This is a genomic window from Ructibacterium gallinarum (assembly GCF_014982785.1).
Lineage (GTDB): Bacteria > Bacillota > Clostridia > Monoglobales > Monoglobaceae > Ructibacterium > Ructibacterium gallinarum.
Map to the genome: position 1 here is coordinate 38,107 of NZ_JADCKB010000002.1, position 16,211 is coordinate 54,317.

Annotated in this window: 13 protein-coding genes; 5 read left to right on the forward strand and 8 right to left on the reverse strand. The window is 44.6% G+C overall.

Translation table 11 applies throughout. The annotated features are described in order from the left end of the window. Window positions 1–5: 5 nt before the first annotated feature. The 3 genes from recF to INF28_RS01475 all read right to left on the reverse strand — a co-directional run bounded on the left by recF (window position 6) and on the right by INF28_RS01475 (window position 3,189). Complete coding sequence (gene recF / locus INF28_RS01465) at window positions 6–1,106, reverse strand: DNA replication/repair protein RecF (protein ID WP_226391700.1); 1,101 nt, start codon at window positions 1,104–1,106, stop codon at window positions 6–8. Next, the gene (dnaN, locus tag INF28_RS01470) at window positions 1,106–2,236 is read right to left on the reverse strand and encodes a DNA polymerase III subunit beta (protein WP_226391701.1); all 1,131 of its coding nucleotides are present in this window, start codon (window positions 2,234–2,236) and stop codon (window positions 1,106–1,108) included. The genes recF and dnaN overlap by 1 nt, the downstream gene beginning before the upstream one ends. 80 nt (window positions 2,237–2,316) lie before the next feature. Next, window positions 2,317–3,189 (reverse strand): methylenetetrahydrofolate reductase, encoded by an 873-nt coding sequence (locus tag INF28_RS01475; RefSeq protein ID WP_226391702.1) that lies wholly within the window; start codon window positions 3,187–3,189, stop codon window positions 2,317–2,319. Between the two features lie 150 nt (window positions 3,190–3,339). Here INF28_RS01475 and argH point away from each other — a divergent pair, with 150 nt between their 5' ends. The 5 genes from argH to INF28_RS01500 all read left to right on the forward strand — a co-directional run bounded on the left by argH (window position 3,340) and on the right by INF28_RS01500 (window position 7,521). Further along, window positions 3,340–4,713 carry an argininosuccinate lyase gene (gene argH, locus INF28_RS01480; RefSeq protein ID WP_226391703.1) on the forward strand — a complete coding sequence of 458 codons (1,374 nt, stop codon included), beginning with the start codon at window positions 3,340–3,342 and terminating at the stop codon, window positions 4,711–4,713. A gap of 82 nt (window positions 4,714–4,795) precedes the next feature. Then, window positions 4,796–5,446, forward strand: a complete 651-nt coding sequence (gene fsa, locus INF28_RS01485) for a fructose-6-phosphate aldolase (protein ID WP_226391704.1) — start codon at window positions 4,796–4,798, stop codon at window positions 5,444–5,446. A gap of 133 nt (window positions 5,447–5,579) precedes the next feature. Then, a complete protein-coding gene (locus INF28_RS01490; RefSeq protein WP_226391705.1) occupies window positions 5,580–5,813 on the forward strand; it encodes a helix-turn-helix transcriptional regulator in 234 nt (77 codons plus the stop codon). Between the two features lie 37 nt (window positions 5,814–5,850). After that, a complete protein-coding gene (locus INF28_RS01495) occupies window positions 5,851–6,306 on the forward strand; it encodes a hypothetical protein (RefSeq protein WP_226391706.1) in 456 nt (151 codons plus the stop codon). A gap of 135 nt (window positions 6,307–6,441) precedes the next feature. Further along, window positions 6,442–7,521, forward strand: coding sequence for a PRK06851 family protein (locus INF28_RS01500; protein WP_226391707.1), 1,080 nt, complete (start codon window positions 6,442–6,444; stop codon window positions 7,519–7,521). Window positions 7,522–7,678: 157 nt separating this feature from the next. On the opposite strand, the gene INF28_RS01505 is transcribed toward INF28_RS01500, so the two are convergent. The 5 genes from INF28_RS01505 to INF28_RS01525 all read right to left on the reverse strand — a co-directional run bounded on the left by INF28_RS01505 (window position 7,679) and on the right by INF28_RS01525 (window position 16,155). After that, complete coding sequence (locus tag INF28_RS01505; protein WP_226391708.1) at window positions 7,679–8,866, reverse strand: hypothetical protein; 1,188 nt, start codon at window positions 8,864–8,866, stop codon at window positions 7,679–7,681. Window positions 8,867–8,957: 91 nt separating this feature from the next. After that, window positions 8,958–10,121: an S-layer homology domain-containing protein gene (locus tag INF28_RS01510; protein ID WP_226391709.1), complete on the reverse strand. Its 1,164-nt coding sequence runs from the start codon at window positions 10,119–10,121 to the stop codon at window positions 8,958–8,960. A 61-nt stretch (window positions 10,122–10,182) separates the two neighbouring features. Continuing rightward, a complete protein-coding gene (locus INF28_RS01515) occupies window positions 10,183–12,402 on the reverse strand; it encodes a M56 family metallopeptidase (RefSeq protein WP_226391710.1) in 2,220 nt (739 codons plus the stop codon). Next, the gene (locus INF28_RS01520; RefSeq protein WP_226391711.1) at window positions 12,402–12,788 is read right to left on the reverse strand and encodes a BlaI/MecI/CopY family transcriptional regulator; all 387 of its coding nucleotides are present in this window, start codon (window positions 12,786–12,788) and stop codon (window positions 12,402–12,404) included. The genes INF28_RS01515 and INF28_RS01520 overlap by 1 nt, the downstream gene beginning before the upstream one ends. 232 nt (window positions 12,789–13,020) lie before the next feature. After that, complete coding sequence (locus INF28_RS01525; protein WP_226391712.1) at window positions 13,021–16,155, reverse strand: S-layer homology domain-containing protein; 3,135 nt, start codon at window positions 16,153–16,155, stop codon at window positions 13,021–13,023. Window positions 16,156–16,211: the final 56 nt, after the last annotated feature.

Consider the following 16,211-nt stretch of genomic DNA (forward strand, 5'->3'; position numbering starts at 1 on the left):
GCATTTTAAGAAACGATTTTAACCGTTCCATTTTCCACTTTCAAAAGCCGGGTATCTTCCCGAAGTGCAAATCCTTCTGTATCCGTGCAGGTAATAAAAATCTGCATATCCCGGATATGACTTAGCACAAAGCTTTGCCGTTTACGGTCCAGCTCACTCATAATATCGTCAAGAAGCAAAACAGGCGCTTCCCCGGTTTCTTCCCGCATCAAGGCCACTTCACTGAGCTTTTGTGACAGCACAATGGTTTTCTGCTGTCCCTGCGACGCAAAGCTTTTGGCCTCCCGGCCGTTAATCAAATAAGCAATATCCTCCCGATGCGGACCCACCGCGGTTTCCCGGTTTTCCAATTCTCTTCTCTCCACATTTTCCAGCCGCTGCCGGAGCTTTTGTGTAATCTCCTCTGCACTCAAACCATCTGCAGCGCCAATGCAGGACAAATATTCCATAGACAACGTTTCACTGCCACCGGAAATCTCGTTCTGCAAAGCCGCAGCGTACTGGTTCAGTTTCTGAATGTACTGACTGCGCCAGGCGATCAATTCGCCGGAAATAGACGCCAATTTTTCGTTGAGAATTTCCAGCATGGCTTTGTTGGGACGTTCCATCTTCAAAAGCGCATTTTTACTGTCTATAATTTTTTTTACATCAGAAAGCGCCGAAAAATAACGGGGGCGCAACTGACTGATCAAAATATCTGTATTACGCCGGCGCTGACGGGGGCCTTCTTTGATGAGGCCAAGATATTCCGGACCAAAATAGATCACCCGGAACCGTCCAATCAATTCGCTGGTCAATCGAATGGGCACCTCATTGACAGAAATTGCTTTCCTTCGTGAACGGAAAAGGCGAATCTCCGCCTCCCAGTCCCTTCCGGCATCGGAAAATGTCAAAGCGGCACGGGCTTCCTCCCTGCCGTGCTGCACCAGTTCAGCATCTTTCTTTGCTCGGAAGCCCTTTCCCATAGAGAAAAGATACACGGCTTCCAAAATATTCGTTTTCCCCTGGGCATTGTCCCCATATATAATGTTCACGCCGGGACAAAATTCCAATTCCTGTGCGGTATAATTTCTGAAATTTTCCAGGACAAGCCGATGCGCCAGCATTATTCCGCCCGCAGCCGCAGCGGCAAAACGAGATAGAGAAAATCATCGCCCTCCGGCGGCAGAATCACAAGCGGGCTGGTGGCCGCTTTAAAGCGCATGCAAACCTCTTCTGTATCAATCACCCGGAACGCCTCGGTAAGATACCGATGATAAAAACCAATTTCCAGCGCCGCGTCTTTGATATTAACCGGAATATTGTCATCCACAGACCCTGCGGAGGTAGCACAGGAAATATTAATGTTCCCATCTTCAATCCGGAACTTTACCGGGCTTTTTACCACATCATTTAAAATGATCAAAGATACCCTCTGAAGGGACTCTGCCATCTTATGAGAGGGACAGAGCAGTTCAATGTCATAATCCGCCGGGATCACGCTGCGGTAATTAATATAATTGCCCTCAATCAACCGGGTGACCAAACGGTAATTGCTAAACATAAAAATAGCATGCCTGCTGGTGGCATTCACCCGCACCTCTTCTTCGGTATCGCCAAGGATTCGGGCCAGTTCACTCAAGGATTTGGCCGGAATTACCATCCGTTTTTCTTCAAAATCATTTTCCATAGCCGCCCGGCGCAAAGCCAGCCGATAACCGTCCAGCGCCACCATGGTAAGCCCAGTCTTTTCGATTTCCAAAAGGCAGCCGGTTAAAATGGGATTATTATCAGTGACAGCAACGGCAAAGATGGTACGCGAAATCATCTCTTTGAGAAGATTTCCTGGAATGCCAATAGAATATTCCGATTCCACCAGCGGAAGATCTGGAAATTCTGACGCCGGCAAACCGGCAATTTCAAACCGGGATGCACCGCTGCGAATCAATGCCAGGTTTTTTTCGTTCACTTCAATGCTAACCTGATCCGCCGGCAGAGTCCGGATAATACTGCCGATAAGCTTGGCGTTAAGCACCACTTCGCCGGGCTCGGAAACAGAAGCCTGAATCTTGGCTTCAATGCCGATTTCAAGGTCATTGCCAATCAAGGTAACCGTTCCATCTGCTTCGGCACGAAAATAAATACCCTCCAGCACGCCTAAGCTGCTGTGCCCAGAAACCGCCCTGGACACCGCTGAAATTGCTTCGTTCAATCTGTCACATTCACACAGGATTTTCATGGAAAATTTCTCCTTCATTGTAGTCTCTAACGGGAAAATTTTACGATTCCTCTAACCTTATTATTATACCATATCGCATATTAATTAGCAAGAGATTTTTAAGATTTTCCAATAATGCAAGACAGGTTTTTCAGAATCGAACCGGCAATATCCGGCCGGTTCATGGTGTAGATATGAACATGGTTGACACCGTTTGCCAAAAGGTCAATAATCTGTTCCGTGGCATAGGCAATGCCCGCCTCTTTCATGGAAGCAGGATCGTCAGCAAAGCGATCCACAATCATACGAAACCGACGGGGCAAAAGGGTTCCCGACAAAGTGGTGATGCGCCGGATCTGCTTGGCATTGGTCACCGGCATAATCCCGGCAATCACGGGAATACGGATTTCCGCCCGCAAAAGCCGATATAAAAAGTTATAAAGAATATCGTTATCAAAAAACATCTGTGTGGTCAAAAAATCACAGCCGCTTTCTTCTTTTCTCTTCAGGCTGTCTAAATCCTCATCAAAGGATTTCGATTCCGGATGACATTCCGGATAGCAGGCGCCACCAATACAAAATCCGCCAAAATCCCGGATTTCCTTCATCAAGTCACTGGCATGATGATAACAGGAGGAAAGCGAAATCCCTTCTGCGGCAGGCAGATCCCCTCGAAGCGCCAAAATATTTTCAATTCCCATCTGCCGGAGGCGGCCAAGGGTCTCCAGCACCTGCGGGCGTTCTGCGGCGATACAGGTCAAATGCGCCAAGGCAGTTACCCCATTGCCATTTTGAATTTCGTCAGCGATTTCTGCGGCAAAAAGGCTGTTAGTGCCGCCTGCGCCATAGGTCACACTCATAAAATCCGGTTTTAGCGCCGCCATATCCCTCACTACGGTTTTGGCTTTTTCCAGTTCGGTTCCCTGTTTCGGCGGAAACAGCTCACAAGATACGGTTACTTCTTTATCATGCAGCAGCTTGCTGATTTTCATTTCTTCTTCTCTCCTTGCTCCTGTTTTTTTGTATATTATAACATATTCTGCATTTTTTTCGCAAGTCTTTTCTTGCGTTCCTATTGCCTTGTACGATAAAACGTGGTATAATAAAAAAATAGGAATGTAAAACACAAGGAGAAGAAAATTATGGCAAAACTATGGGGCGGCCGGTTTTCTAAGGCCACTGATGCACTGGTAGACGATTTTAATTCCTCCATCCGGTTTGATGCCCGGATGTATGCCCAGGACATTGAGGGCAGTCAGGCCCATGCAGAGATGCTGGGTCGTCAAGGGATAATTCCAAAAGAAGACGCGGCTCTGATTGTAAAAACACTGGGAGAAATCCGGCAGGATATTGAGGACGGAAAAATAGAGTTTCAAATTGACGCAGAAGATATTCATATGAATATCGAGACCATTCTGATCTCCCGTATCGGGGATGTAGGTAAGCGTCTCCATACCGGCAGAAGCCGAAATGATCAGGTGGCGCTGGATATCCGTATGTATCTGCGTCATGAGATTGACGAAATATCCGCCCTGCTCAAAGCTCTGCGCAAGACCCTGCTTACCATTGCGCAGGAAAACCTGACCACAGTAATGCCGGGATATACCCATTTACAAAAAGCCCAGCCCATTACCTTGGCCCACCATGTCATGGCATATTATGAAATGCTGCGCCGGGACGGAATGCGGCTTTCTGACTGCCGCAAAAGGCTTAATATTATGCCTCTTGGGAGCGGTGCGCTGGCAGGTACTACTTATCCTTTGGACCGGGCATTTGTGGCAGAAAAGCTGGGATTTGACGACATTACCAAAAACAGTCTGGACGGGGTTTCCGACCGGGATTTTGTCTGTGAGCTGGCCTTTGACCTTTCTGCCATCATGATGCACCTGAGCCGGTTTTCAGAGGAAATTATCCTTTGGAGCTCCCATGAATTTGGCTTTATTGAACTGGACGATGCCTACAGCACTGGCTCCAGCATTATGCCACAGAAGAAGAACCCGGACGTAGCCGAACTGGTACGGGGAAAAACCGGCAGGGTTTACGGCGCACTGACTGGACTTCTGACCATGATGAAAGGTCTGCCTCTTGCCTATAACAAAGATATGCAGGAAGATAAGGAACAGATTTTTGATGCAGTGGATACGGTTAAAATGTGTCTGCCAGTATTCGAGAAAATGCTTGCCACCATGCGGGTGAAAAAAGATAACATGCTCCGCGGCGCCAAAGGGGGATTTACCAACGCCACCGATGCGGCGGACTATTTGGTAAAAAAAGGTCTTCCTTTCCGTGACGCCCACGCGGCAGTCGGAAAGATGGTTGCTTACTGCATTGAAAAAGATACCGTCATTGACGCATTGTCCATACAGGAGCTGAAAGCATTTTCCCCTCTGATAGAAGAAGATTTTTATGACGCGGTTTCCCTTCACACCTGCGTCAGCCAACGGAAACTGCCCGGCGGGCCGGCAGCAGAAACCGTAAAGGCCGCCATTGAGGCCTATCAAAAAGAAGAAGCATAATATACGCAAAAAAATATATGAAAGATTTTTCTTTCACAATACAACACATATATACTACATAAAATAAGGAGAGATTCACACAATGAAACTGTTTATTGACACAGCAAATGTAGACGAGATCAGAAAGGCCAACGATATGGGTGTGATCTGCGGCGTAACCACCAATCCGTCCCTGATTGCAAAGGAAGGCAGGGATTTTATTGAGGTCGTCAAAGAGATTACCTCCATTGTGGACGGCCCCATTAGCGCGGAAGTGATCAGCCTGGAAACAGAGGGTATGGTTAAAGAGGCGCTGGATTTGGTAGGGAAAATCAACAATCCCAATCTGGTCATTAAAATTCCCATGCTTCCGGCAGGTCTGGCGGCAGTCAAACAGCTAACCGCAAAGGGGATCAAAACCAATGTGACCCTGGTTTTTTCAGCGGCACAGGCACTCCTGGCGGCTCGCGCAGGCGCCACCTATGTCAGCCCGTTTTTGGGACGGCTTGACGACATCGGCCAGGACGGCATGAACCTGATTAAAGAAATCACCGATATTTTTAAAATGCACGCCATTGAAACCGAAATTATTGCAGCCAGCATTCGCACCCCAATTCATGTGATCGACGCAGCCCGCTTGGGTGCGGACATTGCCACCGTACCCTATAAGGTAATCATGCAGATGACCAAGCACCCGCTGACCGATATCGGAATAGAGCGCTTTCTGAAAGACTGGGAAAGCGTACAGAAATAAATAGCCAGAAAACACGGCGGAAAAAATGAAATAAAAGGACGGTATGCTTTATCGGTCATACCGTCCTTTTTTTCTTGACAAAAGGATAAAAGAGTGTTAACATGAAGTTAGCTTCATATCAAAGGAGGGCATTATGAAAACAAAGGTCAAAGAACTGCGGACAGCGGCAAATATGACACAACAGCAATTAGCTGATTTCGTTCATGTTTCCTCCCGCACCATTATTTCAATTGAAAAAGAACAATACAGCCCGTCTTTGATGTTAGCCTATCGTATGGCCAAAGTTTTTGATGTAACCATTGAGGAATTATGTTGCTTAAAAGAAAATAAAGAAATGGATGATAAAAGGTATGAGAATTTATCATAACTTTATTTTTATGAAAACATAGCGCGGAGGGATAACTATGAAACCTTGGAACCAACAAAGCTATACAGACAAAATCAAGGGGCGTATCCGCATATTATGGCTCCTTATCATTGCTATGCTCATCTATATGGTTGTCATGGGCGAAATAGGCGGAGACGCAAGAAAGATGACAAGTTTTGCCAGTATTTCCAGCAGACTTATCTTTTTTGGAGGTTTGATTTATGTCATTTGCAGAATGATTTATTGGAAAAAACTATTGAAAAACAGTCTACTCTTGAAGGAACAAATGCTTTTAGAACAAGATGAACGAAATCAATATTTACATGATAAAAGCGGCGGGATTGTATTTGATATTCTTTTCTTTCTTTTGCTTTTTATTACCGTCACCACCGCGCTTTTAAATATGCCGGCCTTTTATGTTTCTGTTACCATACTTATCGCGGCCATTATTTTAAAAATGACAGTATACTTGATATACAGCCGTTTTCATTAATAATTTTTATCTGCAAGCACAGCGATATGGTGCCCCAAAGACACCGTACCGCTGTTTTTTTGTTGCCTGGGACACGCACCAGCCCAAAGAAAAAAGCATAGGATAAAGCAGAGAAAATCAGGAAAGGGTGATTGTATGACCAAAGAGATTCGTGAATATTTTGTCTGCGCCAATGCCGCTCAGGGGTTTGTCAGTTATTTTCCCCAAGCCATGGCAAAAATGGACCGGGTTTACATTTTAAAAGGCGGCCCTGGAACCGGAAAGTCGACTTTAATGAAAAAGATTGGGGAAGCCGCACGAAAAAAAGGGGAAATTACCGAACGGATTTACTGCAGTTCTGACCCGCAGTCACTAGATGGCATTGTTCTCAGCGGCAGAAAAACGGCCGTGGCAGACGGCACAGCTCCTCATGTTTTAGAACCTTCTGCCCCCGGTGCAGTCGAAGAATATGTTAACTTAGGCGTTGCCTGGGATAGCGGAATGCTGGCAAGCCGCAAAAAAGAAATCTTTTCTTTAAAAGAACAAATTGCAAAACGCTATGACCGGATTTACCGCCTATTGGCAGAGGGTAAGACAATTCATGACAAAATCGAGGATATTTACATAGAAAACACAAATTTTGCACGCATTAATGAGATTGCCGAATCCCTGGCAGAAGAAATTATTGGTCCGGGAAGCGGAACAGGAGCGTCAACAGACCGCTTTTTTGGCGCATTGGCGCCTAAGGGCTCAATCAATTTCTTGGAAGCATTGACGGAACCCATCGCTGCCCGATATTTTATCAAAGGCAGACCGGGCACCGGAAAATCTACTTTAATGAAAACCATTGCGGAGGCCGCTCAACAAGAAAAAATTGATACGGAATTGTACCACTGCGCGTTTGACGCAGACAGTCTGGACATGGTCATTCTGCGGGAGCGAAAGGCTTGTATTTTTGATGCCACGGCGCCCCACGAAATTTTCCCATGCCGGGAAGGCGACATACTCATTGATCTTTATCAGGAAGCGGTCCGGCCCGGAACAGATGAACGCTATGCCAGCGATTTAGAGCGTCTTGACGGGGAATATGAAGATAAAATCCGAAAAGCCAGAGGGCTTTTAAAGGAAATTAAAACATTGCACGACCGGTTGGAAGAAATCTATATCGGGGCAGTGGACTTCTCCATAATAGAGCAAATCACTGCAGACCTGATGGAGGATATGGGGTTGTTATAATTCGTTATCTCTGAATAAGATTTCTAAAAAAGACTAACAGGTGCTTTTGGGAAGAGATGAACAACCCCAATCCCACACTGGTAGCTGCGGAAAATGCGGAATGCATGAAACAAAAAATACTTTCGGAGGCTTTTCCGAAAGTATTTTTTATCTCTCTTTAATCAAAATGAAGCCAGCCCATCTCCCAAACGCTATGCAATGTGGAAACCTGCCCATGCGGATCTACTTCAGGATACATCCCTATCCAAATGGCATTTTCCGTTTCGGTATCCCACTTGATGGTCAGTGTTTTCTGTGGCTCCTTGGTATAATCATAAAAACAAACATATCCGCCGTTTTGATTTAAGATCACAATAAACGGCCCACCGTCTTCCTCTTTTAAAACCATAGCGGTATAGGGCGGCTTTTCTATTTTATCTACCACCTGAAATCGATCTGTAAAATATGCATAGGCCTCCTGATAGGTTTTCTGGGGCATTCTTACGCTTTTGATTTTTTCTGCGGCTTTGTCTGCATCCGAGAACGTCAAATAGGTCCTATTTGTATCTGCTTCGGGAACATAAACAGAAACCACGGTTCCGATCTCTTGCTTTTGGCCATCAATGCTGAGATACAAGGGCTGGATACAATATCTGCTTTTTGCAAATGTCTCCGAATACGCATAAGGATCTCCCACGCTTTTATCCGCACAGGGACGGTGTTCTTCCCCGCAGGCAGAAACAAACTGCGCCGCATACTTCATATCATTGGGCCAGATATAAAGCACATTATCCGCAAAAGTATATTCTAACCGTGTCATGTCATCCGCAAAAAGAACCTGCCGTGCATTCGAAAAATAACTGTCATAGGACAGCGTTCGGTTTTCCCCATCCCATAAATATTTTCCAAGATACTTAGAATACCCATACTCCGCATTGGGACTGTCGGTCAAATCTCCCAACTCCTCCAGACAGACAGCAGTACGGCCGCCCAAATTGTAACCCGTCACCGGAATGCCGTTATAGGTCACAGTAATATCCGTGGGATAAATTTCACCCACAATTCTGCCCGGCATGTCCCGGACAATTTCTTCTTTTGCATCGACTGGTTTGCGGAACATGGAATACAAAGACAGGCTTCTGGCATCTTCATTATAATCACAGGTAAAGCCATAATCCTGATCTTCCAGATCCTCCGCAATGACAACCGTTCTGCCGCCGATATTATACCCCTCTATGGGCGCGCCGTTTACAAAGGTCAAAATATCCGTGGAATAAATGTAACCGCAGCTTTCTTCTGCTGCTACAAAACATACAGGAAGTAACAACAAAAGAAACATCAATAATGCCGATAATATCTTTTTCATGAAATGCTCACCCCTTTTATAAAAAATCAAAAACCGCCAGCGTTTGTTCAAAAGACCCGACACACTGTTTCTCCTTTCTATCATTTGTTCATCATGATTCGTTTAAAAAAACATCCAAAGAGGCAATGTCATATCCCATCAGCTCTGCCACCATCTGTACCGGAATATAAAGGGTATTTTCATACATGGTAATACCGGAATCAAAGACTTTGCCGCCATCCTGACCATGAACGGTTCTTTCTTCTCCGTTTATGATAATAGGAATATGGTCGGAAAAATATCCAAAATAAATACAATCTACGGCCTCGGTCTTATTCGGCCATTCCGCCCCATCCGGCGTTTCCAAAGGCACATACGGAACTACCTCAGGCATCGTTTCCGTGTCGTAGGTAAAGGCAAACCGGTTGTCTGCTATGGTCCAAGTACCCCCGAAAAGTTCGGCAAAATCATCAAAGCTAATACATACCGTACTTAACTGGTTGGTAAACGCCTTGACTGGCTTTTCAATCATCACATGCGTTGCTTCAAAATTCCCCGTATCTTGCACCAAATCTATTCTCGCTTCTGTTTCAATCGCCCAGTTGGAAGCAGATTGACAATCCACGTCCGTAGTAATGGTTCCAAGAGGGGTTTCGTATTCATATATTTTACGAGTGGCGTCATAAATCCGTACCAAAGTGACAATGGACTGCTCTGCAGTATAGGTTTCCTGCGGCGCAAACCGATTTTCCCCCACGCCCTGCATAAAACCCAGATTGCTGATCACCTGCACCGCCTCTAAGGCCCAGTCTGAAACCTGATCCATGTCGTCATAATCAAAGTACATCTCGGTTGCCGCCATGGGCATAACAGTATTGATCATGCGGATGATCATAACGGCCGCTTCTTCCCGGGTGAGCAGATCGCCCGGCGCAAACGCAGTCTCCGACTTGCCGTTGATCACACCCAGCTGGTACAACGTTTTCACTTTATAATTATCCGTATCCACAAAGGGAACCGGGATTTCTGTCACAGTAAAATGCCCCTGCGCAGCAATAATAGTGTTAAAAATCAATTCACAAAAATCCTCACGGGTAATGGGCGCAGTAAAATCATAGTTTTTATCCGCCTCGGTAATCCCCAACGCTTCTGCCTGATTGACACTTTCTACCGCCCAGTCAGACATGACCTCTATTTCTGTATCTTCTGCCACAACGCCGGCAGGCATAGACAAAAACAACGTCGCTGACAAAAGTATAGATAACAATTTTTTCATAAAAACCCTTCTTTTCTTTAATTTGTATTCAGTATAGCAGGATTCTGTCCCTTTTTCAATTTTAATACCCCTGATCGTCAATCAGCCATTTACCGTCTTTGCCATCCCGAATCAAAATCATTTTCCAATCCCGGTACGCTTCCTGCCACGCTCCTATTTCTTCCGGCTTTGTTCCCTCGGGAAAGCTTACATCATAATCCACCCGGAAAACAATGACATCAGCAAGACTTGTATTTGTGACAGTCCCTCTGCCATATATGACATATTCTTCTCTTCCGGCGTCGTATGGATCGTATCGAATTTCCTTAACAGTGACCCACGATTTGTCGTCGCTTGCCGTTTGAATATAAGGCGCATCCGCTTGGGTCATACAATCAAAAATGGCCTGTCTGTCCTTGGCGTTTCCCGCACGAAAGTATTCCTCCACGACAGCCCTTGCCTCTGCCACCTCCTCAGCAGAAAAAGGACCGCTTACAGCGCCGGCAACAGAAAAGCTGTCTTTGATAAAAGCAAGGTCTTTCTGCATCGCTTCATATTCCGCCGCAATCACAACGTCCGCTTCATCTCTATCATTCCATATGGGATACTGCACATCGGTGGGGGTTCCAAAAATCCAGCTTATGCCGTTGTTTTCCAAAAGCAAAACTTGATTTCCTATATCATCATTGAGTCCACTTGTACTTCGCAGGAGGTAAAATAGTGTGCCTGACCCTTCTCCATATTTTTCATAGGTTGCTTTATGCAAAAAGGCAACCGTGTCCCCTGTTTCCTGCACCACATACTTTCCTATCCAACTAACAGGAATTTTCAACGCATAAGAAGTAGTATTATCTGTCACAAAATACAAACAGTAACCATTTTTTCCTATTTCTGTCCCATTTTGATCATACATGACATAATGAAATCCATCGGCACCCGGATCTTCCTTACCATAAAAAATGGTATTTAGACTTCCAATGGGAAGATACGTCAGAGAATCAGCCAAAACAGGAGGTGCAGAAACCTCCTGGGAAAGAACGGAACCTGTGCCGTTTTCAGCAACGGACCAAATGGTGTTTTCTCCAATAGAAAGACGGTAAACATTGTCACCAAGCGCCAGTTCCACCACGCCATTGTCCCAGCTTATCGCCGCATCTTTCTGGGTTCTCTCACACACTTCCCGCAGAGGTACATAAATTTGCTTATTTTCCATAAAAGGCTGATTGGAAAGCGCTATTTCTTTTTCACCACAAAAAATTGTAATGGTATTGCTCTTTTCCATAAAATTCGTTAAAACACCACTTGCAAACACGGAAACGGACACCAAAACCGCCGCGGCAAAGACAGAAAACGCTGTCATCAACTTACTGGTATGTTTTCTATTTTTTATCATGGTAAACCTCCTTTTTAATGCTTTTATATTTCCCGTCATGCCGGTGGTCAAAGAGATTCTTTTTGTCTTAGCATCCGAAAGCAGAGAGAGAATGGTATTGATATAGCTTTTTCTCTCTTCCTGATTCATCTCCTGTACTACAGTCAAATCGCAGGATATCTCACATTCCTCGTTAATTTGCCGCGCAATATAATAGATGGCAGGATTAAACCAGTGTAGGCACCGAACTATCATGACAAACCATTTACAAAGAAGATCATGCCGCTTTAGATGGGTGAGCTCATGCCGCAGAATATGATCCAGCTGTACCGCAGTCAATGTTTGCGCCGGCAATACCAGTACCGGACGAAAAATTCCCATAAGAAATGGAGAGGACAGGCTTTCGCAAATGCGAATTGATATCTTTCTTTTGATGTATTTTTCTATTTCTATTTTATCCGGAGCGGAAACCGATGCCTTTTGTATTTTTTTCATCAGTTTCAGATAAGCCGCCATGGTAAACAAGAAGGAAAACAGCATACCTGTCAGCCATACCCAGGAAAGCATCTGTATTTTGCTGGACACGGTTTGTTTCAAAAGGCCGATGTGATTTTGAGAAACCGGTTTGTCACCCCCCCTTTGCTGAAACACCGTGTTCTCCTCTATTGCTGCTTGCGACCTTTCTTGCTTTTTTAATTGCGTCTCCTGAATTTGCTGCTGGTTTAACAATAACGTTGTTTCTTCCCTTTGGGAAATGTCGACCCTTATTGGCAAAATCATAACCAACAACACCGCAAGCCAAATATAATAGTGCCAGGCAGCACTAAAATATTTTTTAGTCAAAGGTCGGAAAAGAATAAGGATTCCAGTCAACACCGTTCCTGCCAAAGAAGGAATCAAAAGCGCTTTTACAATCTGTACCAGCACCATTATCCCTCCTTATCTTTCAAAATAGCCTGCAATTCTTGAAGCTCCTTGTCCGTCAAAGATTTTTCTTCAAAAAGAGAAGCAATCAGCGCCTGAGCCGAACCATCAAACACATTTTTTAGCAACATTTTCACTTGTGCCCTTCTGTATTCCTTTGCAGAAACCAGCGCTGTATAATGTAATGCCTTTCCAATTTTCTCACTTTTCAACGCACCTTTTTCCACCAGGCGGGCCAGAAATGTGGCAACGGTCGTCCGTTTCCATCCCCTTTCTTTGACCATCTCGCCTATCTGGGATGCACTTAAGGCTGCTTTTGCCTTCCAAACCGCTTTCATGATCTCCAACTCTGATTCCCCAAACGTAAGCAATGGTTTATCCAAAATAATCACCCTCTGTATTTCGTTCTACAGTTGTAGACAATAATAGTCTACCATAGTAGACAATAAATGTCAATCTATTTTTTATTATTTTTTAATAAAAAAGCAGCAAGCAGTTACTTTTGCCGCTTGCTTGCCCCAACATTTCATTTTCAAATTTACCTACACTTCTTGTTATAAAGCCAAACAGTCAATAATAATTGCAAAAAAAAGAGAGACCCGAAGGTCTCTCTTTAAAAAGTTCTTATTCGCCAGCTACTTCTTCGAATCCATAGGAACCAAAGTCATAGTTCTTGTAAACTACAATATCAGCAGCTCTGTTGTTGTAGTATCTTGCGAATACATAATCCAGCATACCAAATGCAGGAGTCAGAACATCATCCGTAGAATCTTCAAATACTACATTGTATCCAATCTCGCCCAGTTCCTTATCAACAACTTCAGCGTCGCCTAAAGAACCATAATCCAGGCTGTTGGATTCACGAAGCATCGGATCGTATACGTATACGTTCGTGCCGGTAAACTCTTTTACAAGCTGAGTATTCTCAAAGTCAAAGGCCTTGGTCTCAGTGTCATACAGAGCCAGTGTAATGCTGCTGTTGCCTCTCGGAACACTGGTAACGGCACCGAAGAAGATCTCCTCATCGCTGGTGCTTGCCGGCTGCTCTAACGTTGCGATAGAAGGAATTGAAGTTGCATCCTTGTCAAACGGTCTGTTAGAGGTTCCTCTTGCAAATACCAGATACGGTCTGAGGTTGGTGATGGTGTCGCCATCCATGGTGAACTTAAATACATCGCCGCGTTTTGCACTCGCAATAGCGTCTTCGTTATCAATGTCAGCCACAGTAGTAGCGTTCATCAGTTCGCCGTTCATATAGAACTCTACAGTGTAAACCTGATCATTGTACTCATCATAGGAAGTACCAATGCTGTTAATAACTGCAACGTTAGTAGCAGGTGAAGTACCACCATCTTCGTTCATCAGAACAACAACGCTTGCATAGTCGTTATCAATATCATCAGTAAATGCAACAATGTTACCATAGGTTACGCCGCCAGGCAGCTGAGTTGCTTTAACAACAGAAGATTTGGTCTTGTCAGCAACATTTCCGCTCTCACCATAGGTTACAGTTACGCCGTCACCCTTGATGTAGAATACATAGGTATCTTCAGTTACAAATACCTTACCCAAGCTCATGGTATCTTCATCATATTCTGCGGTGAAGCCCTTCGCGCCGTCATTGGTTGCATAGCTAAATTCAGAAGCACCGCTTGCCAAAGGCATTACGATCGTTCTAACTTCACCACTGCTGTTTGCAGCATAGGTAACCATCTGGTTAACCAGTGCTTTTGCAAACTTCTCAGCAACATCTGTGGTCAGTTCATCAATCTTCAAAGAGTACTTATCGTCATCAGCTGCAATGCTAAGGATAGATCTAACTTCATCAGACGGATTCTGAATCTGTGCATTGTTAGCCAGATATGCCTCGTAAACCTGACCGCTCTTGTCAAGCAACTGAATTCTGATGCTGGACTGATTCCAAGAGTTGGATTCGGTTGCAGCATTGATTACATATGCATAGTTGTCAGTGGGAACAGCGCCTGCATTTTCAGGCTGAATGCTCTTGTCCAAAGCAACAATCTTGCCATACTCATCAATAAAGAATTTACCGCTTACGCCAGGCTCAAGCTTGCTGCCGCTGTAGTAGCAGTCTGCAGCTTCTTCATACCAGGTACCATCAATCATGAATTCCTTACCGCCATTGGAGGTAGCTCTCTCACTTGTGATGCTGGATACCAGCGCTTTGTCAGAGTCAAGAACTCTTACGTTGTAAACTTCCTCTGCACCATTCCACAGAACGGTCAAAACATCCCATTCTTTCAGTTCCTGATAATCATACGGCTCGCCGTTCTTGGTCAGATTAACCAAAACATTGGTATCCTCTGCATCAAAGGACAGCTTTTTCAAAGTTTCAGATTTGGTTGTAAGACCTGTAATTTCAGGGAATTTAACACCGTTCATGAAATTAACTTCATCACGGGTATTAATATCACTTACAACTGCACTTACACCAATTTCGATCACAACTACATCGTAACCAGAAATGTCATCGGTGTCCATAACGGTAACTTTACCGCTGAAGGAAGTGTCTTCAGAAATAACTTTATCATTGAAGAAGTTCTCCAGAGCTACACCTGCAACACCATTGTAAATAACGGTCGGGTTAGCCTGAATGTTCAGTCTGGTTGCGTTTCTGTCGGTATCATTCTTCAGATAACGCAGAGTGCTCTTGCTGCTGGTGCTGGAAGATCCAGATTCTACTTCGTAATCATAGTACTGATCCAAAGTAAAGCTTACGCTGGTGTTTCTGCTGCTGTTCTGAGTAATTGCTACCAGGGTGTACTCATCGTTGGTGCTGGATTCACTTGCATACAGAGATACAGCATAACCAAGATATCCATCAGCGTCTACATCGCCCTGATAAATGCTCAGAGAACGATAAGACTCGGTGCCATCGCTCATTCTTACAGGCAGGTAATCTTCCAAACCATAGTTATAGTTGTTGGTGGTGTTATCCACTCTTACAGCAATGGTCTTATCCATAGAAGTATCTACAGAAGTAGAACCAGTAGTCAAATCGGTGTAGCTGTTTGCAACAACTTTACCAGTAACCTTGATCATCTTCAGGTCACGGGTCAGAAGAGTCTGATAACCGTAAGTATCCAGATTGTCATAGATTACATAAGAAGCATCTTTACCATAGGTATATTTGTCCATCAAAGGTGTGTCGATAGCATTGTATACCATCTGTGCAACCATGCCTCTGGGAGCCTCAGTGCCAACTCCGCCGCCTACAACGTTCTCCAGAACGCCATATCTCTGTGCAGCGGTAATATAACCGGTCGGATATCCGCCGTTATCTGTTGCATAAGGATTGTAGCCCAGGGTCTCCATCAGCATTTTGATCATTTCTTCATACTTAACGGAATCATCAGGACCAAAGTTGCCGTCACCATATCCGTTTACAATACCCTGGCCGGAAGCCTGTGCAATGTAACCGGAAGCCCAGTGATCAGAAGGAACATCGTTGAACACAGTGTTGGTCTGTGCTGCGCTGTTCATGCCCTGAATTCTGGAGATGATTGCAGTTACCTCTGCTCTCGTGATGGTATCTTCAGGTCTGAATTCCATCTGTCCGTCGTTGTTCTCGTCATCACCTGTCAGGATGCCGATCGCACTTAACGTTTCGATTGCTTCAGCATAATTGTCAGTCGTTGCTACATCGGTAAATGTATCAGCGAAAGCAGCGATGCTAACAGTACTGATCAGCATAGCAAATACTGCTACTAAAGCAATTACCTTTTTGAGATTTCTCATTCTCAAATCCTCCTTAAAATATAAATTTTAATTTTTTTGCATTGTTACACCTGCGG